The sequence below is a fragment of the Butyricicoccus sp. genome, from assembly GCF_050872565.1.
Classification (GTDB): Bacteria; Bacillota; Clostridia; order Oscillospirales; family Butyricicoccaceae; genus Butyricicoccus_A.
This window is the reverse complement of the sequence record NZ_JBNMHC010000248.1, coordinates 1-3,391: the sequence shown is the minus strand read 5'-3', so window position 1 is coordinate 3,391 and position 3,391 is coordinate 1. Positions and strand designations below refer to the sequence as shown.

The 3,391-nt window shown below is 44.7% G+C and carries 2 protein-coding genes; both read left to right on the top strand.

Going from position 1 to position 3,391, the window contains the following annotated elements:
• The first annotated feature begins 189 nt into the window (after positions 1-189).
• Positions 190-1,698: a carbon starvation CstA family protein gene (locus ACR0P9_RS09500; protein WP_432619554.1), complete on the top strand. Its 1,509-nt coding sequence runs from the start codon at positions 190-192 to the stop codon at positions 1,696-1,698.
• A 94-nt stretch (positions 1,699-1,792) separates the two neighbouring features.
• The gene (locus ACR0P9_RS09495; protein WP_432619552.1) at positions 1,793-2,806 is read left to right on the top strand and encodes an ATPase P; all 1,014 of its coding nucleotides are present in this window, start codon (positions 1,793-1,795) and stop codon (positions 2,804-2,806) included.
• The last annotated feature ends 585 nt before the right edge of the window (positions 2,807-3,391 follow it).

Here is a 3,391-nt window from a genome sequence, read left to right as displayed (position 1 = left end):
TTTCTTTATTTTGCAAAATATGGATTTTTAACGTAATCTTTGCAATTTCTTGGATATTTTCTACAATTTTTTTGATTTTACCCTTGCATTTTCTCGCGAAAGCTCTATAATAACAGATAAAGAAAGCAGAGTAAATCAGTTGGAAATCCATCTATCTGACCCTCTGTTTCATGTAAAGGAGGTCGTATTATGTTAAGCTTCATTCTTTGTCTGGCTCTCCTGATTATCGGCTATTTCACCTATGGCAAAATTGTCGATAACACCTTCGGTCCGGATGACCGTGAAACTCCTGCTGTGCGCATCAACGATGGTGTTGACTACGTTGTTATGCCGCAGTGGAAATTATTTTTGGTTCAGCTGCTGAATATCGCAGGCCTTGGTCCAATATTCGGCGCAATGCAGGGTGCATTGTGGGGACCTGTTGTATTCTTGTGGATTACATTCGGCACAATCTTTGCCGGTGGTGTTCACGACTACTTCTCAGGCATGATTAGTGAGCGAAATGATGGCAGTTCCGTTGCTGAAGTAACCGGTAAATACTTAGGTTCCGGTATGCAGAACGTAATGCGTGTATTTTCCGTTGTCCTGCTGATTATGGTCGGCACGGTATTTGCAGTAGGTCCTGCTGGTCTGATCGTCACGTTGTGTAAAAACGGCGGTCTGTCCGGTGTTGTTACCACGACATTGTTCTGGCTGATTATTATTCTGGTTTACTACTTTATTGCAACCTTTATCTCTATTGATAAGATTATCGGTAAGATTTATCCGATTTTTGGCCTTTGCTTGATTATCATGGCAATCGGTGTTATCTTTGGTATTTTCACCAACCCGGATTACACCATTCCGGAAATCTGGAGTCATATGTATAACATGCATCCATCCGGCACGCCGATTTGGAGCTTTATGTTCATCACAGTTGCCTGCGGTGCAATTTCCGGTTTCCATTCCACGCAGTCCCCGCTGATGGCTCGCTGCATGAAGAGTGAGAAACAAGGTCACTTTGTATTCTATGGTGCTATGGTCGCTGAAGGCATTATCGCATTGATTTGGGCTGCTGCCGGTTGTGCTCTGTATAAGGTTACTGGCGGTCTGAATACTGGTCTGGCTGCTGCATTGGCAGAAGGTCAGTCCGCAGCGATTTATGATGTATGTTCCAAGACCATGGGCGGCGTTGGTATTGCCCTCGCTATGATTGGCGTTGTTGTTTGCCCGATTACTTCCGGCGATACCGCATTCCGTTCCGCTCGACTGACATTGTCTGACTGGTTCCATGTCGATCAGGGTTCGTATCTCAATCGTTTGAAGCTGTGTATTCCGGTTCTGGGCGTCGGTGCGATTCTTGGTATCGGTAACGCAGTCGGTGCGATTGATTACACCGTTATCTGGCGTTACTTCAGCTGGACGAACCAGACCTTGGCTATGATTGTATTGTGGGCAGCTTCGATGTATCTGTTCACCGAAAAGAAGAACTTCTGGATCACAGCAGTACCTGCGACATTCATGAGTGCAGTTTCTTGTACATACTTCATTCTTGCACCGGAATGCCTCGGTGGTTTGATTAACGCTAAGGCTGCAGATGGCACAACGATTTACAACACAGCGGTTGCTTATCCGATTGGCATTATCTTTGCAGCTGTTCTGTTAGTCATCTTCCTGCACGCAACCAAGAAGCATTCTGCAAAAGCTTCTCAAGCATAATCGCGTGATTTGAATCTACAGCCAGCTGCTGCTCCGTCAGCAGCTGGCTGTTCTTCTCTTTCCTTTTTAGCAACGTAAAAGTGAGGTTTTCGTTATGATTTTCAAGCCTTCTCCATTGAGTCGAATGACTATCGACGACCAAGTATTGGTACAAGATAAAAAATCCTGCCGAAAAATCGGTCCTTGTGGTGTCGGCAAAAAGGCATTGTATCTCAACAGTTTCTTTATCGACCGGCAATATTATGTTCCCTTTTCTGCTGTGCAGCGTGTTTTTAAGCGCGTTGCTATGAGCAAAGGCGGATTCTCCGGAAAGGGCATGTTTGCCAGCATGGCATACCTTGTCGTGGAATTCGATAACGGAAAACAAAAGCAGTGCAATTTCAAGTATGAAAATCAAGTCGATGATCTGTTAGCGTTGCTTGCACGGGAACAGCCGCAAATTAAGCGTGTCAGTGCGCAAGCGGAAAAACGTCTTGCCCAGCGCGAAGCACAATTGGCAGAGGAAGAACGTTCTCGACCAGCTTTGTCTGCTTCTGTCAAGCAAGAAATAGATGACCTGCAATGCGCCATAGAGTATCTGGAACAAAAGCCAGAGCTGAGCGACCAATTGAGCAAGTCGGCAAAGCGAAAGCGTGCTTACCAGTGTACTAGTCCCAGCTATCGCTGGGCAGCAATGGCTATTACGATTTTGGGCCTAGCAGCATTGATTTATGGTATTTTCTCGTTTGTACATCACGGAACCTTTGCCATTTACTTTACGTTGTTTGGTTTAGCTGCAATCTTTACCTTTGCTGGATTCAGTGTACTTCCCACCGCGAAAAACAACAAGAAAGCCGTTCTGCAATATGAGTCACAGTCTCAGGAGCGCATGAAGACGTACTTAAACGACTATCCGTCTTTTCCTGTTCCGGCACGATACGCACATCCGATCGTGTTAAAACGGATGCAGCGCGTAATGATACAAGGACGCGCCCAGACGAAAGAACAGGCGTTAGAAGTGGTAAAACAAGACTTACAAGCCCTTAATTCGAGCGTACAAGTATCGCAGGAAGAACACGATGAAGTTGTTGCCATCAAGCCAATGTTCTTGAACGCTGCATATGAATAAAAAAATCCCTCAACTCTGATGGAACATTTTCCTCCTCAATGGTAAGCTGATCCGTCTCTCTGAGAATTACGTATTGAAAGATGAGATGATCTTTTCGACCAGCCAATGTGTTGCTTCGCAATACGATAAACTATATTCTTTCACTCTATCATTGCCGTTCCGCTTCCCATGTCAGTTTATGTCATACCATTCGGACATCTTCCAATCTCCACTACATTCATATAGAGGGGGCCGGCGATCTATCCCGTTGCCTTTCGTACGAAGTAGAGTCTGCATTACAAAGCGGAGTGAATTTCTTGCTCCCCTTTGTTTTGTCTTCCTACTCTGAACAGTTAATAGAGAGCTTAAATAGAGCTTTTTCTTGCTCAAACAGTTCGGTTGTGCTTTCTCTCTCCGATGTGATATTTTCGTATCAATACTTCAATGTCCAAGTATTCCGATACCGGCTGATCTTCAATAACAATTTATCGAACAGTCTTATCAGAAGCTTACTTCCGGATGCTAGACTGCTTATCTCTCGCAGAAAGTTCATGTTTGATTCTCAATTACCGAATATATTAGATGCTACGGAAGACGAGGCATATG